10 protein-coding genes are annotated in these 15601 nt (G+C 51.5%); 9 read left to right on the top strand and 1 reads right to left on the bottom strand.

Annotation, left to right across the window (positions count from 1 at the left end):
* Nucleotides 1-221: 221 nt before the first annotated feature.
* From DRET_RS07695 to DRET_RS07685, 3 genes are all read left to right on the top strand, one after another.
* Complete coding sequence (locus DRET_RS07695) at nucleotides 222-1133, top strand: HNH endonuclease (RefSeq protein WP_015751975.1); 912 nt, start codon at nucleotides 222-224, stop codon at nucleotides 1131-1133.
* 415 nt (nucleotides 1134-1548) lie between these two features.
* Complete coding sequence (locus DRET_RS07690; protein ID WP_148214079.1) at nucleotides 1549-2133, top strand: class I SAM-dependent methyltransferase; 585 nt, start codon at nucleotides 1549-1551, stop codon at nucleotides 2131-2133.
* A gap of 72 nt (nucleotides 2134-2205) precedes the next feature.
* Nucleotides 2206-5145 (top strand): DEAD/DEAH box helicase family protein, encoded by a 2940-nt coding sequence (locus DRET_RS07685; protein ID WP_015751973.1) that lies wholly within the window; start codon nucleotides 2206-2208, stop codon nucleotides 5143-5145.
* A gap of 159 nt (nucleotides 5146-5304) precedes the next feature.
* Here DRET_RS07685 and DRET_RS07680 read toward each other — a convergent pair whose 3' ends face one another.
* The gene (locus DRET_RS07680) at nucleotides 5305-6531 is read right to left on the bottom strand and encodes an ISL3 family transposase (RefSeq protein ID WP_015751006.1); all 1227 of its coding nucleotides are present in this window, start codon (nucleotides 6529-6531) and stop codon (nucleotides 5305-5307) included.
* Nucleotides 6532-7414: 883 nt separating this feature from the next.
* Here DRET_RS07680 and DRET_RS07675 point away from each other — a divergent pair.
* From DRET_RS07675 to DRET_RS07650, 6 genes are all read left to right on the top strand, one after another.
* Complete coding sequence (locus DRET_RS07675; RefSeq protein WP_015751971.1) at nucleotides 7415-8641, top strand: DUF6361 family protein; 1227 nt, start codon at nucleotides 7415-7417, stop codon at nucleotides 8639-8641.
* A complete protein-coding gene (locus tag DRET_RS07670) occupies nucleotides 8634-10460 on the top strand; it encodes a phospholipase D family protein (RefSeq protein ID WP_015751970.1) in 1827 nt (608 codons plus the stop codon). The genes DRET_RS07675 and DRET_RS07670 overlap by 8 nt, the downstream gene beginning before the upstream one ends.
* The gene (locus DRET_RS07665; protein WP_015751969.1) at nucleotides 10457-13720 is read left to right on the top strand and encodes a helicase-related protein; all 3264 of its coding nucleotides are present in this window, start codon (nucleotides 10457-10459) and stop codon (nucleotides 13718-13720) included. The genes DRET_RS07670 and DRET_RS07665 overlap by 4 nt, the downstream gene beginning before the upstream one ends.
* Nucleotides 13721-14334: 614 nt before the next feature.
* Nucleotides 14335-14514, top strand: coding sequence for an abortive infection family protein (locus tag DRET_RS14045; RefSeq protein ID WP_208595909.1), 180 nt, complete (start codon nucleotides 14335-14337; stop codon nucleotides 14512-14514).
* A gap of 113 nt (nucleotides 14515-14627) precedes the next feature.
* The gene (locus DRET_RS07655; RefSeq protein ID WP_015751967.1) at nucleotides 14628-14981 is read left to right on the top strand and encodes a hypothetical protein; all 354 of its coding nucleotides are present in this window, start codon (nucleotides 14628-14630) and stop codon (nucleotides 14979-14981) included.
* An 84-nt stretch (nucleotides 14982-15065) separates the two neighbouring features.
* Entirely contained in the window at nucleotides 15066-15434 is a 369-nt protein-coding gene (locus DRET_RS07650) for a hypothetical protein (RefSeq protein WP_015751966.1), read from the top strand.
* Nucleotides 15435-15601 lie beyond the last annotated feature (167 nt).

Genomic DNA, 15601 nt, shown 5'->3' with positions numbered 1-15601 from the left:
CCAGTCTATGGGCCACGTAGCGCAAGAACACTTTCGGACACTATGTTGGCCAAAATTGTTTGCAGCAATACCCTTTGTCGTAGAGAATAGCGCGGCTGTGGTAAAAGTCAGCACCGGGCTTGAAGGCCGCGTAAGTCGACTGGAGCGCAGCGATAGCCGACGGAAGCGCATACTTTATTCAAGCTATGCCGCAAGCGTCTGTGGATATTGGGGGCGAAAGAATGAAAGCCTTTGTCGGAATAACAGACAACAATTGGTTTGAACTCCTCCAAAGCCAGCCGCAATTGGAAGAGGTGAACTTTTGGCAACCTTCTGGTTCCAGACAATTTCGTGCCCTGCAACCCGGGGAGTTGTTTTTATTCAAGCTCCACAGTCCTAATAACTATATAGTTGGCGGTGGCATTTTTGCCCATGCAACGCGGTTGCCGATAAGTCTGGCCTGGGAATCCTTCGGCATAGCCAACGGGGCGTGGGATCTGCCGCAAATGCGATCCAGAGTCGCCAGGTACAGGCGACAAGAGGAAGACAGGCGAGCAGATTATACCATCGGCTGTATTCTTCTCGAGCAGCCCTTTTTTCTTGAGAGGCCAGCGTGGATACCGGTCCCGCATGATTGGAAGCCCAACATCGTCCAGGGCCGGAGCTATGACCTCATCCTTGAACCCGGCCTTTCGCTTTGGCGGCAAGTTCAATCTGCCCTTTCCATATCCCAGCGTATGCATGACGAGATACCCCAATACGGAGAGCCGCAATTGGTGCGCCCACGCTTGGGGCAGGGAACATTCCGGGTGCTCGTGACCGACGCCTATGAACGTCGATGTGCCGTGACGCAGGAAAAGGTCCTTCCCGCCCTGGATGCGGCCCATATCAGGCCTTTCAGCGAGGGTGGGGAACACAGCATTACGAATGGCTTATTGCTCCGGTCCGATGTGCACAGGCTTTTCGATCGAGGGTATGTCACCGTGATCCCTGAGAACCATTTTGAGGTCAGTCGTAAGGTCCGAGAAGATTTCCACAATGGGCGCGACTATTATGCGTTGCACGGGAAAAAAATATGGACACCTTCAGATACTGGTTTCCAACCGAACAAAGACCATTTGGCGTGGCACAATGAAAAGATTTTTAAAATTTAGATAACTGCTTGCTGGCCGAGCGTTTTGCGTTTTTCCTAATTCAGTGTCTCTGGAGAAGGTATGCCCAACAATTCCCTTTCCGAACGTGATATCTGCACCAAGTATATCACCCCTGTCCTGTTAAAAGAGTTTGCTGGGCGTATTTTAAAGCGCTGAGTGTCCAATCATACAAACCCCAGGCTCGAAGGGCTAAATAGCCTTTTTCAGGCGGCCAAATCCCGAGCCCGACGCTCTAGGAATGAACGAACTTTCATTACCATGATCTATCTCATCGCTGCCCCGGTTAAGGACCTCCTCAAGGGAGCTAAAAGAGGGTCGCTCGTTATGTAGTGGCTAAAAGAAATTCCATAGCTTGCGTCGAAGAACCAAATTAGGTGTATAAATTTTCTCAGGATTAATGGATTTTATTGTACCTATGTCCTCAAAAATCTTCTACCAAAGCCAGGCCCAGGCTTATTTTGAGCAGACCTTTGGGGTTGATCCCTCATCATTTTTGCAGCCCCTTAGCAAGTATCTACAGCCAGGGACCTATATCCTGGACGTTGGCTGCGGTGCAGGCCGGGACATGCTCTGGCTGCAGAAAAGGGGCTTTAATTGCACTGGGCTGGATAGCTCCCCGGCTCTGGCTGAGCTGGCCCGGCGGCATACAGGGCTTTCGGTAATCGAAGCTGATTTTGAGAGCTTTGATTTTCAAAGAATGGATATGGATGCCCTGCTCTTGGTCGGGGCCCTGGTCCATGTGCCATATGAGCGTTTTCAGCTCATATTTTCACGCATACTAAGGGTTCTCAAACCCGAGGGACATGTGCTCCTGACTATGAAGCAGGGGCAGGGCGCGCAAAACAGACCTGATGGACGGGTCTTTTACCTGTGGTCAAAAGATGATCTTATGCATATATTCGAAGATTTCGGCTTGAATTGTTTGGAATATTTTGAACAGCAGTCCAAGATCCGGGCCAGTGATATCTGGATGAGTTTTGTGCTCCAAATTCAGGCGTAACATGTTGTTTTAAATGAATGTAAAATAAGTATTTAATTCGATCAGAGAGTGAAAGGAACAGCAAGCATCCCTATGCCAAACGACTCAGGCTCACATCCTATCTATTACCATAAGCTTGTCCGGGACAAGATTCCTTCCATCATTCGGGATAACGATCACCAACCTACTGTCTTAAGTCTTTCGGGCCAGGATTTGACCCAGGCAGCAAGTCAAAAGCTTTTGGAAGAGGCTTATGAACTGTTCACAGAGGTTCAGGTGGGAGAGAAGCCCTCTGTGCTTAAGGAGTCAGCCGATGTCCTGGAAGTTGTATTAACCATCCTGAAGCAGTTGGGCTATAGCTTTGATGACCTGATTTCTGAAATGGAACTACGACGGGAGCAAAGAGGCGGTTTTGAGCAGGGCCTTTTTCTGGAAAGCGTTGACGGGCAGTTTCTCAGTCACAGATTACAGCAGAGCCCGAGTTATGTATGTTCTCACTTGGAAATAGACTCCTTATTGGATCTTTTTCGAGGAGAAATGGAACGTAGTGACAAGGTTTGGATAGCATCGGCCTTTTACTCCCCGGCAATAACCAATATTTTGATCAGTGAATTTGAACGCTTTATCTGCAAAGGAGGAGAGGCCAGAGTCATCTTGTCTACAATGAACGGTTTTATTAAGCCCGAGTATCTGACCCATCTGCGTGATCATGTGCCTTACTTGAATGTTAAGGTATTCCATCCCCCTGATATCCCTTTTCATATCCAGCCCAAGCGAGATTTTCATGTCAAAGCCTATATATTCAAGCACAGAACTGGCAAAGGCTCGGCTATCATTGGATCTTCCAACTTATCTCAGGGTGGGTTTTCCGATAACATTGAATGGAACTATTACTCAGCCGGGGAGATCAACCTTCCTTTTGAAAATAAGCAGACTCCATGGGAAAAGATAGTTCATGAGTTTGAATCCCTGTGGGCCAATGAGTGTGTGCATGTTACCGATGATTTTTTGGCCGGTTACAGGAAGCGACACAGGGATGTTTTTCAGGAAAGAGAGAAGCCGTCTGATGCGTATGGAAGCGAGGAGCAAAGCCCAGTTCAGCCGGGCATTGGGGCAGACAGCGCTGCTGCATACGGGAAAAGAAAGCAATCCAAAAGTGAATCAGAATCAGTGAGCCCCAACATCGCCCAAGGTGAGGCTCTGGAAGGGCTTTTGAAACTCAGAAACAGAAAAGCCAGGTCCGGAGCGGTTATTGCAGCCACCGGGGTGGGCAAGACCTATTTGGCTGCATTTGACTTCATTCAAAGCGGCAAAGACAAATGCCTTTTTATCGCCCACAGAGAAGACATCCTCAGAAAAGCCAAGGAAAGTTTTTCCCATGTCCTTGGCCCAGAGGGGTTGGAGATCTTCAGCGGCAGGAGCAAGGAGATCTCACATGGGTCAAGGGCTGTTTTTGCTATGATCCAGACCTTGGGACGGCAGGACAATATGGAACGTTTTCATCCCGAGGAGTTTGACTACATTGTCATGGATGAGTTCCACCATGCCATGGCTGCTACCTATCGCAGGGTCTTGGATTATTTTCAGCCCGATTTCCTGTTAGGTCTCACAGCTACTCCTGAGCGCATGGATGGACGGGATGTCCTCTGGCTATGCGATTACAATATTGCATATGAAATGAGGCTTTTCCAGGCCATTGACAAAGAATTGCTGGCCCCTTTTCAGTACTTCGCTGTCCATGATCCGACTGATTATGCCCAGATTTCCTGGAAACGAACAGATTATGATCAAGAAGAACTGACCAAGGCCCTGGCAAATGACACCAGAACAACCATTATTGCCAATAACTTGAAAAAATTTCTCCCGTACCAGGGTAAGATAAAGGCCTTGGCATTTTGTAGCTCAGTTGACCATGCCCAGTATACAGCTGCGCGTTTGACCCAGGAGCATGATTTTGAGGCCATGGCTTTGGTAGGCGATTCTTCGCAGGATCAAAGAGAAGAAGCCGTGGCCAGGCTTGAGGAGGAAAATGATCCTCTCAAGCTTATATGTTGCGTGGATATCTTCAATGAGGGCATCGATATCCCTAAGCTCAGCCATGTACTGCTCCTTAGGCCTACCCAGTCTTTTACAGTCTTTCTCCAGCAACTTGGCCGAGGGCTTCGAAAGATACAGAGCGAAGATGTGGAAAAGCATCTTGTGGTCATAGATTTTGTCGGTAATTTTCGAACTGCACATGTAGCGCCCTTGGCCTTGGCCGGCTATACCTCAATTCAAGAATTTACCCAGGATAGTGAAGGTTCAAAGGAAAGCAAACTTGATTTAAGCAATCCGCCTAAGGGATGTTTTGTTTCACCTGATCTGGAAGTGCAAAGAATATGGGAGAGTAAGCTGAGGGAGATTGCTCCCATGTCCAGAGCAGAGCAGTTACGAGCCCTTTATGACGAGGTGGTACAGGATTTAGGGCTTATTTCTCCAGGACTTTGTGAATTTTATGCCGATCCCCAAAAAGCAGACCCCCATGCATTCATTAAGTATTTTGGAAGCTGGATTAAGACCAAAAAAGCATTTAAAGACCTGTTGGATTTTGAACAGAACTTATTAGGAACTCAAGGCGAGTCGTTTCTGGAGTATCTGGAAAAAGATTTGAACCCGGTCAAGTCTTATAAGATGGTTGTTCTCAAAACATTGCTCTCATTTGAGGGAGTCTCATGGAATGTCTCTGAAATTGCTCAAGGGTTTTTAAGTTATTACCTTAATCACCCTGAATATCTATCAGATTATGATGATTTGGATAGGAAAGAGAACCCAGAGGAGATTTCTCTGCAAAGAGTAGAAAGGCATATCATGAATATGCCTTTGAAGTACTTGAGCAATAAAGGCAAAGACTGGTTTGTATTAGATAGAGAAAAAAAAGTCTTTTCAGTAAAAAATGATCTTATTGATTATTGGAGTGCAGCATTCTATAAGCAACTTATGCTCGATAGAGCTGATTATGCATTAGCCAGATATTTTTATCGGAAAACACAATAGTAAACTTTATAGATTAGAGCTGATTAAAAATTATAAAGCAGCGTGTTTATATATCAATGTGGAATAAAGGGACAGACGAAATTTGCATTTCGTGTTGTTGGGCCAGTCGGCGAAGGTTCCGCCTCGCGGTATTCTGCTGCTTTGGGGTTTTTGGGTTCCTCACACAAATCTGTGCATAATTTGGGGTTCAGGTAGCCCGCCCATGCAATGGTACAGATTCCGGATGTAGTTCTTGGCCGACCTGAACCCGTATGCTCTGTGACTAATGACTTTAGCCTTATTGTTGAGGCCTTCCACCGAGCCATTGCTGATGGGCATGTCGAAATAACTGAGAATATTTTCTTCTTTGCGGCGCAGCATCCAAGCAAAATTTCGCATTGGCTTCAGCCTGGAATGCGTCGCCCACCAGAACCACTTGTCGAGGAAATCTTTGGCTGAAGTCCTGCACTCATACGACCAGAACTGGCGAAATGATTCCTTGAGTAAATACGCCCTGTTGATTTTGAGATTGAGTTTTTCCAGTGCACTCAACCGAGATGCCTGCTTGTCAGTCAGGTTCCACGGGTTCTTGAGCCAGATATATCGGGTGTCTTTAACCAGATCCTTGTGCTTTTGGCCCTTCTCCCGGATCTCGTCTCTACGGACCTGGTCAACGGCTTCATTGAGATGCCGGACAATGTGGAATTTGTCGAAGACCATCGTCGCTTTCGGGGCCTTGTCTTGAATGACCTGGGTATACGGCTCCCACATGTCGCAACAGACCCCTTCAAGCTTATCGATCTTGCTAGGGCCAAGCGAGGTGAAGAAGTTGGTAATTGTTGCCTTTGTCCGTTTTTCCCCGCTCCATACGAGTCTGGAGGTATTCAGGTCGTAGACATTGGTTAGGTATACTTGGCCCTTTTCTCGGGAGATTTCGTCAATCCCAATGTGCGTCAGATTCGAGAGATCTTGATGGGCCAGACCATACTCGACAATCTGGTCAACAGCAGCGGCCACGGTACCCCAGGAGCAACCAAAAAGCTGTGCTACATGTTTCCAGGGCAGTAACCGGGCCCACGAAGCCAGGAAGTGGGCAAAAGCCGTTGTGAACCGATGTTTGCCTGTGCTCCAGGGGAAATACTCCACCTTGACGCCACAATGTCCGCACCGAACTCTGCGGGGGCTGTACCGGAGCCATACAGGGATCCCCCAAAGAGGGACATGGCGAAAATAGCGACTTGTAAGGGTATCCCGATACTTGGCAGCGCTGCCGCAGCGGCTGCAAAAGAGCAGATGACGCCGGTCTGGGGCTATATCTACGGTGATCCCGCTCGTATCACCTTGAACCCGACCGACACGAAATCCTTGAATATCCAGCGTCAATTTGGTTAACTGGGACACGAGCATGAGTTCCTCCTGGGTGATAGGTTTGTGTGGTAACTACCTAACTACCCGAGAGGGCTCATGCTTTTCAAGTTTTTGGCCTCAAGTCAGGCACAGATTTGTGTGAGGAACCGGTTTTTGCTTGTCCTGCTCAAGCCAGAAATCCATAACCTCCGAAAAGCCCTCTAACGCCGGGATCGGTTGATACTTCTTGGTTCATAGCTGCAGTGTTCGTTGCGAAAGTCCGTCTGTATCGTTTTTCGTGCACCCCTTATTTTCCTGGCGATTTTAGATATAAGCAAGTCATATATACGATAGCTGTGACGGATACATTCAAATTGTTCTACCTTAAGCATATCTCCTTGCCTCCATTTTGGAATGGAGTGGTTTTCCCAAGATGAAAAGGGGTGCTGGAGGTGTACAGCTTCACCTTTTTGTTTAGACAGTAAAAGTAACTTGGTCCGGGTTACAGTTTTGTTGGACACTGATTTGGGACAATGGCACCACCGCCTCAAAACCAAGGAGATGTCCTTATGTCGCAACAGTCTTTTCGGGGTCGGACCTGGCCAATTCTATGGAATCGCTAAAAAAAGTAAGACAAAAAGGCCTTGTGTGCGGCCTTAGAGCCGCCATTTTGTGGGCAAAAACATAGCGCCAAAGATGCAACTACAGAGGGCACAGAGAGCCGCACGGGGCCAGTGTATTTTCCTGAAACGCGCTGGCTGTGCGCATTGGCCGCTTTCTCGGTTCCCAGAGGAGGCACCGTGGTCGAGGCAAACGAGCACGAATTAGGGGCTACAGAGGTGGCTGGAGCGCGCCACAACGGTTGTGTCGTTGATCCAAATCGAGAGGCAGCAAAACTGGAACCCGGACCACAAGCTTTCAGCAAAATGGAAAAAGGCAGGATATGGCTTCCACATTCGCCTGGCTTGATTACTGTGAATCGGAGCGACGGAAGGCCCTGGATGTCATCCAGGCCTTCGGTGACCAGGGCACATTGGATGAGCTGGGGATTGGCACCACCCGTGATGCTCTGTCCGACCTCCTTTTCCCCGGCACCTCGACCATCCAGACCCGTGCCAAGTACCACCTGTTCATTCCCTGGATGTATCAAGAGCTGGAACGTGAGTGCGCCCGTGGGCGGCTCGCTTCTCAATATGCCATTGAGCAGGAAGGCCGGTCCAAGGAAGTTGCCCTGATCCAGGCCCTGGCCAGCTCCAGCGACCCTGTCGGGACCATCGGAGTTGAAGCCAAAGCAAAGCTGCGTAGACTCCCCAGTTCGGTCTACTGGAATGGTCTTGGCCACTGGGGCATCCGACTCTTTTCTGGGACGCAGGACCAATATCACGAAAGCCTGGCTCTCGCTTCGGAAAAGTGCTGCAACCATGCTGCTGCAAACGAATCAGAGCCTTTTCCATCCGCTTGGCATCCTGGACTGCCGCCCCGGCCAGACGACTTCCCCCGCCAGGCCGAGTTTGCCCTAAGCTTCCAGCAAGCCGAGTACTTGCAGGACCGGGTCATGGCCCGCAATCCGGGAACGTTTTTGGCCTTCCTTGTCGAACGCGGCCACCCGTCAACCTCGATCGACTTCCCCTGGAACCACCCCCAGTACGCAGAGGTGCCGCTGCACTTGCAGGATCAACTCCGGCACAGTCGAAACTTTTCCGAAATCATTCACGGTGCGGCCTTGCTGTATAATCTGATGCTGGCTGAAAAACTGCCCTCCGAAAAGCTTCAGGACGATTACCGCGACGGCTTGAGCCAGTGGGCGGCCATGATCGACGGGCGAAGAGACGAGCTGGCCACGTGGGACCTTGAAGCACTCTGGTCCATGGCCGAGGCGGACGACCCTCGGGTGCCGGAGCACTCCAAGCGCTTTATCCGAGACTGGCGTCATTTGGTCATGGACAAGGACGATCCGGCCAAGATCATCGAAAATCAGCAGGCTAGGGTTCTGCTCAGCAACCGGGAGCGCTCCCTGAAGAAGAACCTGGCCAGGCTGCATAACCCCCGGGCTCTTGAGCTATGGAGTGGCAAGTCTGGGACGGATCGCCTCGACTTTCGCTGGAAGGTGGTGCAGCAACTGATGGAGGATATCCGCAGGCCTCTTATGGGAGGTGAGGGATATGCTTAAGCCGGGCAATCGGACGCTACTCCTGGAATCGCTTCGCCCGCCGCCTGGGTTTGAACTGGACCGCTGCCTGGGAACGACCTACTCCCTGGATCTGCAAGCCCTCTTAACAACGCCGTTGGCCTTCACCATCTTCGAACGTGAGGACTCGCAGGGCAGACCGAACAGTGATCCTATGGCCATGCTCGAATCATTGCGGCGTTTCGCCGGTCGGATGCACATCTTCTGCCAGAGCGGCCGGATACAGGTCCCCAAACCCCAGGAACGGCTCTTCTCGTACCTGGAGGAGTCGGTCATCCAGGTCAATCCTCAGGGCGGCGGCGTCTTCCATCCCAAGCTCTGGCTGCTCAGGTACATCTCTCCAGCAAACACCGTTTTCTATCGCCTCCTGTGCCTGAGCCGGAACCTGACCTTTGACAGGTCCTGGGATACCGTTCTCTGCCTGGACGGCCAGAAAACTGAAGGCGATCGGCAAGAGAACAGTCCACTAGCGAACTTCTTGAATGATTTGCCTTCTCTGGCGGTTTATTCCCTCTCAAAGACTGCCTTGGATTCGATCGCCCTCATCAGCCGGGAACTTGCCAATATCAACTTCGAGCCGCCAAACGGGTTCGAGCAACTGGCCTTTCATCCCTTGGGAACGCCCCGGGCCGTCCCCTTTGCCTTTCCCCAGACCGGGGAGCAATTCCTGATCGTTTCACCTTTCCTGACCCAGCAGACCATGGCTGAATTGCCCGCTAAGTATTCCAGCAGCCTTCTGCTGACCAGGCTGGAATCGGTGCAAGGTATGCCTGCCGAGAGTCTCCGCGATTTTGACAAGGTCTTCATTCTTCCTGAGGAGGCGAGCCCGATAGCAGACGATCAGGAAGCGGATCATGCGGGGGCGCCGGAGTTGCTTTCCGGCTTGCATGCCAAACTCTTTGTCCTGGATGAAAAGGGGCAGAGCAGGCTCTGGACTGGTTCGGCCAATGCCACCGAGGCCGCTTTCCATTCCAATATCGAGTTTTTGGTCGAGCTACGCGGTCCGCGAGAGCAGGTGGGTATCGAGGGCATCCTCGGCCGGGCAAGTGAGAAGGATTCCCTTTGGGGGATGCTTCAAGAGTTCACACCTTCAGATACGTCTCAAGACGAAACCGACGCTGAACAGCGTCGGCTTGAGAACGAGATCGATCAGGTCATCTGCCTCCTCGGTCGGACCGCATTCCGGGCTCAAGTCTCTGAATTGGAAAACGAGGCCTGCAATCTTTCCCTTGCCCCAGCCGAAAACGTCGAGGACATTCCCGACGATCTCCAGGTCCAATGCTGGCCGATCACAATTCCGGAAAATCGCAAACAGATAGAGTCTGATCGGAATCTCAGTTTCAATTTTTCCGTCAGCCAGCAGGCCATGACCGCCTTTTTCGCCTTTGCCGTTACCGGCCAAAGAAATGGCTGCAGCGCTCAGGCCCGCTGCGTGATCAAAGCCGAGCTTCTCGGCGCGCCAGCCGACCGGTACGAACATTTACTGCAGTCGCTCCTGCACAACCAATCCCAGGTCTTGCGTCTCCTGCTCCTGCTGCTCAGCGACAAGGATAGTTTAGACAGTATGAACATGGGGGGCTTGCACTACGGCAAGTCGAAAAGACAAGCCGGCGACCCCGGCAACGTGCCCCTCTTTGAATCCATGCTCCGGTCCCTGCACCGGGACCCGGGTAGGCTTGATCGCATCGACAGGTTGGTCAAGGATCTCTGCCGGACCGATGAGGGCCGCAAGCTCCTTCCGGATGGTTTCTTGGCCATCTGGGAGGCAGTCTGGCAAGCTAGGCAAGGAGTCCTGAAATGATTGAAAAGCCGGACTGCCAGACCATCCTTAACGGATTGAAGCCCTTTCAGCGGGACACGGTGGAGTATGTCTTCGATCGACTCTACCTGAATCCCGGAAGCCGTCGGTTTCTAATCGCTGACGAGGTCGGCCTGGGCAAGACACTAGTGGCCAGAGGAGTTATTGCCAAAGCCATTGAGCATCTCTGGGGGGAAATTGACCGCATCGATGTTGTCTATATCTGTTCCAACGCAGACATCGCCCGACAGAACATCAACCGCCTGAACATCACCGGGCGCAAAGACTTCGCCCACGCCAAGCGCATCACTTTGCTGCCCAGGTACCTACACAGCTTGGATTCCAAGCTCAACTTCGTCTCCTTTACTCCGGGAACCTCCTTCCAACTTCGGTCCAGCCTGGGCATTTGGGAAGAGCGTGTGCTCTTGTACTGGCTGCTCCGCTCAGCCTGGGACGTCGATCTCCGGGGCCTGGATCTCCTGATGCAGGGCTGGGTGGAGAACCGGGACTTCTGGCTGAACCAACTCCGCAGATTCCATAGGGAGCAGTGCTTCGATCACAGCCTGGCTTCGGATTTTTGCCAGGCCCTGGAACGCGTGGACCGACAACAAGCGGGTCGAATCCAATCCGGCCTGAAAGAGCGCTTCAAACGTATCTGCGTTGAATATTCTTCCATTGGCAATCCCAAGCAGGTTCCCCAGGACATCTCCCGGGAGCGGAACCAGCTTGTCGGCCAAATCCGGGCCGTGCTGGCCAGAACCTGCATCAAGGCCTTGGAACCTGACCTGGTCATCCTGGACGAGTTCCAGCGCTTCAAGGACCTTTTGGACGGGGAATCCGAGGCCAGCCGTTTGGCCCGGGAGCTCTTCGAGTACGAAGACGATACCACCCAAGTCAGGACTATGCTCCTCTCGGCCACACCTTATAAGATGTACACCTTGTATCAGGAGGATGAAGACCACCATCAGGATTTCCTACGCACCGTCGAGTTCCTTGAAGATGACTCCGCACGGACCGCCGAGCTGCGCCGTTTGCTCAAGGATTATCGCCGCTGTCTGTATCAGGATGTCCAGGGCAATTCCGAAGATCTTTTCCGTTTGAAAGAGGACATCGAGTCCAGACTCAGACAGGTCATGGTCCGCACCGAACGCGAGACCGGTCAGGGCGGTCACGGCTCCATGCTTAGCGAGTGTTGTCTGGAAGTCATGCCGCAGGACGGCGAGATTATGGACTACCTGGCTGGCCAGAAGCTTTCCGACCTCCTCGGCGCGGGCGACTTTCTGGAATACTGGAAGGCTTCGCCCTATCTTCTTTGCTTCATGGACGGCTACAAGCTCAAGGAGCAAATCAAGTCAGCAATCAGGAACGGGCAGTCCGGTCAAATCGCCGGGCTGCTTACAAACAGCCCCTGGTTGAGCCTTCCTTGGAAAGACATCGAACAGTTCAGACAGCTCGATCCGCGGAACGCCAAATTAAGGCAGCTCAAGAAGGAGACCCTGGAGCAGGGCCTGTGGAGACTGCTCTGGCTGCCCCCGACGCTGCCCTATTACCGTCCCGAAGGGATCTATGCCGAGCACAAGGACCACAATCTGACCAAGCGAATGATTTTCTCTACTTGGACGGTGGTGCCTAAGACCATTTCAGCCTTCCTAAGCTACGAGGCCGACCGGCTGGCCTTCTCCTCCTTTGAGACTCAGCCCAAGAACACTCCAGCAGCGAGGGGCGAGTATCGCCGCCTTCTCGACTTTCGCAGGCAAGACGGCGTTCCTGCCGGCATGCCTGTCCTGGCTATGCTCTATCCTAGCCCAACCCTGGCCCGAGTGGGAGACCCCTTGCCCGTGTTGCAGCAGGCCGTGGCCAATGGGCTTGAGTCACCGAACCTTTCGGATCTCTTGTCTCGGCTCACAGCCAAATTCGAGCGGTTGCTCCAGAACCTGAACCTGCCCCATGATAATACCGGTCAGCCAGACACGGCTTGGTACTGGATCGTGCCGATCCTGTTGGATCTCCAGGAGGATGGTGAGAGAACTCGGGATTGGTTTGGCCAAAAAAAGCTGGACCGAATCTGGATGGGCGAAAACGATGAAGAGCATAGCTCTGAGCAGGCTTCTGGCTGGCATGAGCATGTCCACAAGGCTCAAGAACTGGTCTTCGAAGGCTTTGGCGACCTCGGCCGGCCGCCCAGGGACCTTGCCCAGATCCTGGCCCTGCTGGCCCTGGCCAGCCCAGCGGTTTGCAGCCTGCGCGCATTCGGGCGAATCCGGTCCACAAATAAGGAGGTTCTATCTCTGGAAACTCGCAACCAGGGGGGGCGGACAGCCTGGGCCTTCCGGCGGTTATTCAACCAGACCAAGAACCAGGCCCTCCTCCGGGGCCTGGACGACAGCAGGCCCTACTGGAAGAACGTCCTGGAATACTGCGCCGAAGGCGGCCTTCAGTCCGTCCTGGACGAATATGTGCACATCCTGAACGAGTATTTGGGTGTTACAGGAAATGAATATCCCGAGGCGGTTTCGGAAATCGGTCAGGCCATGCGCCGGGCTTTGTCCTTAAAGACGGCCCGGGTCGAAGCGGACGATATTCAGTTTGGCGGCAACGGCGATATTACGATCAAACGCAAAAACATGCGCAGCCATTTTGCTCTGCGCTTCGGGCAGCAGACTTCAGAGGATGGGACTTCGGCCGCTAGAGAGAACCAGGTCCGCGAGGCCTTCAACTCGCCTTTCTGGCCCTTTGTCCTGGCCACGACCTCGGTGGGGCAAGAAGGTCTCGACTTCCATCCGTACTGCCACTCGATCACCCATTGGAACCTGCCGTCCAATCCGGTGGACCTGGAGCAGCGAGAGGGGCGCATTCTTCGATATAAGGGGCATGCGGTCCGCAAGAACGTGGCTATAGCCTATATTTCCTCTCTGGCTAGCGGGTCTGGCCGAGATCCCTGGCAAACTCTCTTCGAAGCCGGGGATCAGGAGCATCGCGTAGCAAGCCGGGGGCTGGTGCCTTTTTGGGTCTTTTTCACGGAAAACGGGGCGACAATCCAGCGTTGCCTGGCTTCTTTGCCACTGTCCCGGGAGCAGCATTTCTATCAGGCCCTGAAGCAGTCCCTGGCTGTTTACCGCATGGTCTTCGGCCAGGCTCGGCAGGAGGATCTGATTGAATATCTACTGCAGCACCTGCCGGCAGACAGAGTCGACGCCCTGGCCAGGAAGTTGCAAATGGACTTGTCTCCTCCGAGATATCATGGTGGTAAAAAAGTCTGGTAAATGGACGAGTTCGATGTGTGCGGGGTCGGGCCACGCCAACAGTTTAGAATTATATAATAATTCCTCTGCGAATGGTCTTTCAGGGGCCCTATAAAGGCTATTTGGGGTCCTAAATGGTTTGTTTGGTGGACATTGACAACTGAACCATAGAGGGCACAGAGGGAGTGATTGGCCAGCCGGCGAAAGATCCACCTCACGGAATGCCGCTGCTTTACGGGCCTTTGCGTGTCCTGCTCAAGCCAGGAATGGATGGCCTCCGCAAAGCCCTCTAATGCCGGCATCGGGTGCTGCTTCCTGATGGCATAGCCGCTGTGCTCGTTGCGCAGGACCTTGCGTATCGTGGTTCGTGAGCGCCCGGTTTTCCTGGCGATTTCAGATATGGACAGACCATAGACACGATGGCTGGTACGGATAAATTCAAATTGTTCCACATTCAGCATACCTCCTTTCCTCCATCTTGGATTGAGTTGGCTTTCCCAAGATGAAGGGGTTGCTGGAGGTGGGCTAATTTCGGTGATCACACCCCGGGCTATCTGGGCATTTTGGGTTATCGCAATCACTGATCTAGGTTTTGAGCCAGGTTCAATTCAGGATACAGACTTAACGAAAATTTTATTCGGGATGTTTATGTTGTAGCTGGAATTGGTGCATTTAGAACACATGCCAGCTCCGCTCATGGAGAAGGGCGTAAAATCTATAATTTAAAACCGCGACATGCGCGTTTTACCATCCATGCTGCACATGCAATAGCGCTATTTGTATTAGAAAATTGGAATGAGCGAAAATGTTGTTAGAAGTACAAAAAAGTTTTGTTACTGTGACGCTGATTTTGTTTCGATCTAGGCTTTATTTAACGGGCGCGTTGGGTGGAAAAATATCTATGCGCAAAGACTAAGCAGGGGACACTATGACTAAAATATATAGGTCTTCTTTCTCTGATCAAAAATCAAAGATGCTCAGGGAGAGACCAGCCGACCAGTGTAATGTAAAATTTGATCCTGAGTTTGCCGCTTTAGGTATGGAGATGGCCGCGTTTCACATAGAGGCTGGGTCGCGAGGCTTCGCGGATTTAGCTCACCATATGGTTCAGGATTTAGGCTTCCGTGTTGTTCCTTATTTGCGTTCATTCTATAAAGCAGCCAGGTCCATGCCAGGCATGGAAGAGTTGGCTCAAGAAATGGATACCGATCAGTATGTAGACGCTTTCAATCTCGACAAATTTCTTCAGGTTACCCGGTTGAAGAGTAATTTTGAGAAATGAAAGGTATTGGACGCTCATTCTTCGCGCCAGTGATCCAAACGTTAGCTTAATCGAAGGCAAAGCAAATATATTACGGGAAGTGGAATGATTGAAGAAGTTGTCGGGAAAAAGGTTTATGGCACATGGATAGATATGCTGCAAAAGTTGGTGCCTGAGGGGATAACGCATAGGCTTGCTGTTGTTATTGCAGGTATGCTTCGCTACGCTGAAATTGTTTCGCACGAAAAGCAGGACAAGAGTCTAAATGCAAGAAAGCTTGCAGAGTTTTTTGAGTTGTCGTATGAGCAAATTATGGAAGATGATATTGAAGGAATACTCTCCTTAACTGAATATTTTTTGAAAGATGCAAATGTAAGCTATAAGCGGTTCAATGCAAAGGGCGATGAATATAGCATTGCAGAATCAGCAGTTTATGAATTTTTTAGTTGGGAAAATATGCCATGGAAACGATAATAATCGATAGAATACATCAATAGTTTTAATTTTGGGTTGTCACTACGATGCCCCCCGGAGGATCTCAACCAGGAACTGCTGCACCTGGACAAACTGGACTGGGAAAACATGGATGGAGAACATCTTGGTGATTTACTGTTGCGTGCGCGACAGCACACTCAAGTGAC

Source organism: Desulfohalobium retbaense DSM 5692 (genome assembly GCF_000024325.1).
Lineage (GTDB): Bacteria > Desulfobacterota > Desulfovibrionia > Desulfovibrionales > Desulfohalobiaceae > Desulfohalobium > Desulfohalobium retbaense.
Note: the sequence above shows the minus strand (reverse complement) of the source record. Positions and strands in the feature narration are given on the sequence as shown.

Coding starts and splice junctions, on each gene's coding strand:
- DRET_RS07685 (WP_015751973.1), top strand. CDS start 2,206: ATGCCAAACGACTCAGGCTCACATCCTATCTATTACCATAAGCTTGTC.
- DRET_RS07690 (WP_148214079.1), top strand. CDS start 1,549: ATGTCCTCAAAAATCTTCTACCAAAGCCAGGCCCAGGCTTATTTTGAG.
- DRET_RS07670 (WP_015751970.1), top strand. CDS start 8,634: ATGCTTAAGCCGGGCAATCGGACGCTACTCCTGGAATCGCTTCGCCCG.
- DRET_RS07650 (WP_015751966.1), top strand. CDS start 15,066: ATGATTGAAGAAGTTGTCGGGAAAAAGGTTTATGGCACATGGATAGAT.
- DRET_RS07655 (WP_015751967.1), top strand. CDS start 14,628: ATGACTAAAATATATAGGTCTTCTTTCTCTGATCAAAAATCAAAGATG.
- DRET_RS07695 (WP_015751975.1), top strand. CDS start 222: ATGAAAGCCTTTGTCGGAATAACAGACAACAATTGGTTTGAACTCCTC.
- DRET_RS07680 (WP_015751006.1), bottom strand. CDS start 6,531: ATGCTCGTGTCCCAGTTAACCAAATTGACGCTGGATATTCAAGGATTT.
- DRET_RS07675 (WP_015751971.1), top strand. CDS start 7,415: ATGGCTTCCACATTCGCCTGGCTTGATTACTGTGAATCGGAGCGACGG.
- DRET_RS07665 (WP_015751969.1), top strand. CDS start 10,457: ATGATTGAAAAGCCGGACTGCCAGACCATCCTTAACGGATTGAAGCCC.